Genomic DNA, 6061 nt, shown 5'->3' on the forward strand with positions numbered 1-6061 from the left:
ACGCGGCCCACCGCCCAGCCCACCGCGCGGCCCGCGCTGCGCGTCGCGGTGATCGGCGGCGGGCCCGGCGGGCTCTACGCCGCAGCGCTCCTCAAGCGGCTCGACCCGGCCCGGGAGATCACCGTCTGGGAGCGGAACGCACCCGATGACACCTTCGGCTTCGGTGTCGTCCTCTCCGACGAGACCCTCGGCGGCATCGAGCACGCCGACCCCACCGTCCACCGCGCGCTCCAACGCGAGTTCGTCCGGTGGGACGACATCCACATCGCCCACCGCGGACACCTCCTCACCTCCTCAGGACACGGCTTCGCCGCGCTCGGCAGGCGCCGCCTCCTGGAGATCCTGCACGCCCGCTGCGCCGAACTCGGCGTACGGCTCCGCTTCCGCACCGAGGCCCCGCCGGCCGCCGAACTCGCCACCACCCACGACCTGGTCGTCGCCGCCGACGGCGTCCACAGCCCGACCCGGGAGGCCCACGCGGACGTCTTCCGCCCCCGGATCACCCCCCACCGCTGCCGTTACATCTGGCTCGCCGCCGACTTCGCTCTCGACGCCTTCCGCTTCGAGATCGCCGAGACCGAGTACGGCGTGATGCAGCTCCACGGCTACCCCTACGAGGCCGCCTCCGCCACCTCCGCCGGCTCCTCCACCGTCATCGTCGAGATGCGGGAGGAGGTCTGGCGGGCCGCCGGGTTCGACGAGATGGACGAGGCCGAATCCACCGCCCGCTGCGCCAAGCTCTTCGCCGAGGCGCTCGGCGGCCGGGCCCTGCGCTCCAACAAATCGTCCTGGACCGCGTTCCGTACGGTGGTCAACGAGCGCTGGTCCCACGGCAACACCGTCCTGCTCGGCGACGCCGCCCACACCGCGCACTTCTCCATCGGCTCCGGCACCAAGCTCGCCGTCGAGGACGCCCTCGCACTCGCCGCCTGCGTCGAGGAACAGCCCACCCTCACCGAGGCGCTGACCGCGTACGAGGCAGAGCGCCGCCCGGTCGTCGAGTCCACCCAGCGCGCGGCCGCGGCGAGCCTGCGCTGGTTCGAGGAGCTCCCCGGCTACCTCGACCAGCCGCCGAAGCAGTTCGCCTTCAACCTCCTCACCCGCAGCCGCCGCGTCACCCACGACAACCTGCGGCTGCGCGACCCCGCCTTCACCGACTTCGTCGAGCGCGACTTCGGCTGCCCGCCCGGCACCCCGCCGATGTTCACCCCCTTCCGGCTGCGCGGACTGACCCTGCGCAACCGGATCGTGGTCTCGCCGATGGACCTGTACGTCGCTAAGGACGGGATCCCCGGCGACTTCCACCTCGTCCACCTGGGCGCACGGGCGCTCGGCGGCGCCGGACTCGTCATGACCGAGATGGTGTGCGTCAGCCTGCGGGGCCGGATCACCCCCGGCTGCACCGGCCTCTGGTCGGACGAGCAGGCCGAGGCCTGGAGCCGGATCACCGCGTTCGTGCACGAGCGGTCACCCGGCACCGCGATCGGCGTCCAGCTCGGCCACTCCGGACGCAAGGGCTCCACCCGCCGGATGTGGGAGGGCATCGACCAGCCGCTCCCCGAGGGGAACTGGCCGCTCACCGCCGCCTCGCCCCTTCCCTACCGCCCCGGCGTCAACCAGGTTCCGCACGCCCTGGACCGGGCCGGACTGACCGCCGTACGGGAGGAGTTCGTGGCAGCCGCCCGGCGCGCGGCGCGCTGCGGCTTCGACCTGCTCGAACTGCACTGCGCCCACGGCTACCTGCTCTCCGGCTTCCTCTCCCCGCTGACCAACCTGCGGGACGACGCCTACGGCGGGCCGCTCGCCAACCGGTTGCGCTTCCCCCTGGAGGTGTTCGACGCGGTACGGGAGGTGTGGCCAGAGGACCGCCCCATGACCGTCCGCATCTCCGCCACCGACTGGGCCGAGGGCGGGACGACCGCCGAGGACGCCGTCGGCATCGCCCGCGCCTTCGCCGCCCACGGCGCCGACGCGCTCGACGTCTCCACCGGCCAGGTCGTCCCCGACGAACGCCCGGAGTACGGCCGCTCCTACCAGGCGCCGTACGCCGACCGCATCCGCAACGCGCTCGACGTGCCCGTGATCGCGGTCGGCGCGATCTCCTCCTGGGACGACGTCAACTCGCTCCTCCTCGCGGGCCGCGCCGACCTCTGCGCCCTGGCCCGCCCCCACCTCTACGACCCCCACTGGACCCTGCACGCGGCCGCCGACCAGGCCTACCAGGGCCCGGCGGCTCCCTGGCCCGCCCCGTACCGCGCGGGCAGCCGCCCGCCCCCGACGGGCCGCACCGACGCACCGAAGCCGCGGCTCACCCTCGGCTAGCCGCCACGAACGAAGCCCCCGCGTCCCGCAACCGCTCGTGCAGCGCCGCGAAGACCTCCGCCGAGCGTGCGCCCGGCCAGTCCCCGGGCAGTAGTTCCGACGGCAGGACCGGGTCCGCGTAGGGGAGCCGGCGCCAGGAGTCGAGCGCGAACAGGTAGGCGCGGTAGGCGTCCTCCGCCGTCCCCGGGGCGGCCGACCAGGCCCGCAGGACCGGCTCGTGGGCGGCCAGGAACTCCTCGTGGAGCTTGGCGATCGACGGCAGGTCCCACCAGCGACCGACCGCCTCCGCCGTCGGCGCGTAACCCAGGTGCTCGCCGCGGAAGAGATCCACGTAGGAGGAGAGCCCCAGGCGCTCCAAGGTGTGACGGGTCTCCTCGTACAGCCGCGCCGGGGCGATCCACACGCCCGGGGCAGCCGTGCCGAAGCCCAGCCGGGCCAGCCGGGAGCGGAGCAGATGGCGCTTGTGCCGCTCGGCCTCCGGGACGGAGAAGACGGCGAGCACCCACCCGTCGGACAGCTTCGGTTCCGCGCGGGCGTAGATCCGGCGGTCGCCGTCCTCCAGGAGCTGCCGGGCGTCCTCCGAGAGCGCGTATCCGGCCGCCCCCTCCGCCGTCCGGCGGGGCAGCAGCAGGCCACGCCGTTTCAGCCGTGACACCGAGGAGCGCACCGAGGGCGCGTCCACGCCGAGCACGGCGAGGAGACGGATCAGCGCGGCCACGGGCATCGGTTCCTCGTCGCGCGCGAGGTCCCGGCCGTACGCGCCGTACAGCGAGACGATCAGGGAACGGGGGGTGTGCTGCTCGGCCACGTGATCACTTTAGGGCGTCCTTCGCAGGGCCGCCGCCGGATCCCGCCGTGCGTGCTCCGGCCCCGGCTCCTCGGCGCGCAGCCGGAAGCGCTGCAGCTTCCCCGTGGCCGTCCGCGGCAGCGCGTCCAGGAAGACGATCTGCCGCGGGCTCTTGTACGGCACCAGCCGGGCCCGTACGAACGCCCTCAGCGCCGCCGCCGTCTCCGCGTCCCGCGGCACACCGTCCCGTACGACCGTGTACGCGACGACCGTCTGGCCGCGCAGCTCGTCGGGGTGGCCCACCACCGCCACCTCGACCACGTCCGGGTGGGCGAGCAGCGCCTCCTCCACCTGAGGACCCGCGATGTTGTAGCCCGCCGAGATGATCATGTCGTCGGCGCGGGCGACGTACCGGAACCGGCCCTCGCCGTCGCGGACGTACGTGTCTCCCGTCAGGTTCCAGCCACCCTGGACGTACTCGCTCTGGCGCGGGTCGGCCAGATAGCGGCAGCCGACCGGGCCGCGGACCGCGAGCAGCCCCTCCTCGCCGTCCGGGACGTCGGCGCCCTCCCGGTCCACCACCCGCGCCTGCCAGCCCGGCACCGGCCGGCCGGTCGTCCCCGGACGGATGTCGTCGTCCGCGGCGGAGATGAAGATGTGGAGCAGCTCGGTCGCCCCGATGCCGTTGATGAGCTTCAGACCGGTCCGCTCGTGCCAGGCGTTCCAGGTGGCGGCCGGCAGGTTCTCGCCCGCCGACACGCACCGCCGCAGGGAGGACACGTCGTGCCCGCCGTGCCGGTCGAGCTCCTCCAGCATCACCCGGTAGGCGGTCGGCGCCGTGAACAGCACCGACACCCGGTGCCGTGCGATCGCCTCCAACAGCGGGGTGGGACCGCTCTGTTCGAGCAGGAGCGCGGAGGCGCCCGCCCGCAGCGGGAAGACGACGAGACCGCCGAGGCCGAAGGTGAAGCCGAGCGGCGGTGAGCCGGCGAAGAGGTCGTCCGGCTCCGGCCGCAGAACGTGCTCCGAGAAGGTGTCGGCGACGGCCAGCACATCGCGGTGGAAGTGCATGCACCCCTTGGGTCGCCCCGTCGTCCCGGAGGTGAAGGCGATCAGCGCCACGTCGTCGGCTGCCGTGTCCACCGCCTCGTACACCTCCGGCCGGCCAATGGCGAGGGAGAGCAGGTCGTCGGGGAGGTCCCCGCCGTAGGTGGTGATCCGCAGGCCGGGCACGTCGGCCTTCACCAGCTCGTCGACCGTCCTGGCGTCGCACAGCGCATGGGTGCAGCGGGCCATCTCGCACATGACGGCGAGTTCCTGGGCGCGCTGCTGGGCCAGGACGGTGACGGCGACCCCGCCCGCCTTCATCACCGCGAGCCAGCAGGCGGCCAGCCAGGGGGTCGTGGGGCCGCGCAGCAGCACCCGGTTGCCGGGCCGGACGCCGAGGTCGGAGGTGAGCGCGTGCGCGATCCGGTTCACCCGCTCCAGCAGCTGTCCGTACGTCCAGACCTCTCCGGTGCCGTCCCGGAACGCCGTGCGCCGCGGGCCGAGGCGTTCGACCGTGCGGTCGAGCAGTTCGGCCCCGCAGTTGAGCCGCTCGGGGTAGTCCAGCCCCGGCAGATCGAAGAGCAGGTGCGGCCACTGGTCGGGCGGCGGCAGATGATCGCGCGCGAAGGTGTCGTGGTGGGCCGAGGGGGTCAGCTCCATGAGTTCGTCCCCTTGTCGTGGTGGGGTCGCCCAACGAGCGTATCGTGATGGTGACGACAGTCAACGGTGCGCGATAGAAGTGATGTCGGCGAGCGAGGCAGGGGTCCGAATGTCCGTATTCTCACTCGATGCAGCCCAGACCGCCCGGTGCGCGCAGCTCCGCACGCTCGCGGCGGAGCGCCTGAAACCCCTCGCCGAGAAAGGCGAACCCGGCCGGGTCAACCGCCCCCTCGTCGCCGCCCTCGGGGAGTACGGCCTGCTCGCGGGCCTCTTCCGGGCCGGCGCCCTCGACCTCTGCCTGATGCGGGAATCCCTCGCGCACGCGTGCACCGAGGCCGAGACCGCCCTCGCCCTCCAAGGCCTCGGCGGCCACCCGATCGCCGCCTTCGGCACGCCCGAGCAGCGCGCCCGCTGGCTCCCCGAGGTCGTCGCGGGGCGCGCGGTCGCCGCCTTCGCGCTCAGCGAGCCCGACGCGGGCTCCGACGCCGCCGCCCTGGCCCTGGAGGCGCGGCCCGACGGCGCCGGCGGCTGGCTCCTGCACGGCGAGAAACGCTGGATCTCCAACGCCCCCGAGGCCGACTTCGCCACCGTCTTCGCCCGGACCACACCCGGCGCCGGGGCCCGCGGCGTCACCGCCTTCCTCGTCCCCGCCGACCGGCCGGGGCTCTCCGGCACCCCCCTCGACATGCTCGCCCCGCACGCGCTGGGCTCCCTCGTCTTCGACGGGGTCCCGGTCGGGCGCGCGGACGTCCTCGGCGAGGTCGACCGCGGCTTTCGCGTCGCCATGACCACCCTCAACCTGTTCCGCCCCAGCGTCGGCGCCTTCGCCGTCGGCATGGCCCAGGCCGCGCTCGACGCCACCCTCGCGCACACCGCCGCCCGCCCCGCCTTCGGCGGCGTCCTGCGCGACCTCCAGGCCGTCTCCCACCAGGTCGCTGAGATGGCCACCCGTACCGAGGCCGCCCGCCTGCTCGTCTACGCGGCGGCGGCGGCGTACGACGCGGGCGCGCCCGACGTGCCCAAGCGCTCGGCGATGGCGAAGCTGCTCGCGACCGAGACCGCGCAGTACGTCGTCGACGCCGCCGTCCAGCTCCACGGCGCCAGGGCCCTGCAACGCGGCCACCTGCTGGAACACCTCTACCGGGAGGTCCGCGCGCCCCGCATCTACGAGGGCGCCACCGAGGTGCAGCGCACCATCATCGCCAAGGAGCTGTACGCCGCGGCCGCCGCGGCCGCCGCGGCCGC

General features: G+C 74.0%; 4 protein-coding genes. 2 read left to right on the top strand and 2 right to left on the bottom strand.

Going from position 1 to position 6061, the window contains the following annotated elements:
* Positions 1 to 36 precede the first annotated feature (36 nt).
* Complete coding sequence (locus tag J7E93_RS14140; RefSeq protein ID WP_215069174.1) at positions 37 to 2322, top strand: bifunctional salicylyl-CoA 5-hydroxylase/oxidoreductase; 2286 nt, start codon at positions 37 to 39, stop codon at positions 2320 to 2322.
* On the opposite strand, the gene J7E93_RS14145 is transcribed toward J7E93_RS14140, so the two are convergent.
* Both J7E93_RS14145 and J7E93_RS14150 read right to left on the bottom strand, forming a co-directional pair.
* The gene (locus tag J7E93_RS14145; RefSeq protein WP_215069170.1) at positions 2309 to 3130 is read right to left on the bottom strand and encodes a PaaX family transcriptional regulator C-terminal domain-containing protein; all 822 of its coding nucleotides are present in this window, start codon (positions 3128 to 3130) and stop codon (positions 2309 to 2311) included. The two genes, J7E93_RS14140 and J7E93_RS14145, sit on opposite strands and share 14 nt — an antisense overlap.
* 9 nt (positions 3131 to 3139) lie before the next feature.
* Positions 3140 to 4816, bottom strand: coding sequence for an AMP-binding protein (locus J7E93_RS14150; RefSeq protein WP_285440912.1), 1677 nt, complete (start codon positions 4814 to 4816; stop codon positions 3140 to 3142).
* A 109-nt stretch (positions 4817 to 4925) separates the two neighbouring features.
* On the opposite strand from J7E93_RS14150, the gene J7E93_RS14155 reads away from it, so the two are divergent.
* On the top strand, positions 4926 to 6061 hold a 1136-nt coding region (locus J7E93_RS14155; RefSeq protein ID WP_215069172.1), incomplete at its 3' end, for an acyl-CoA dehydrogenase family protein.

It is taken from the genome of Streptomyces sp. ISL-36 (assembly GCF_018614205.1).
GTDB lineage: Bacteria > Actinomycetota > Actinomycetes > Streptomycetales > Streptomycetaceae > Streptomyces.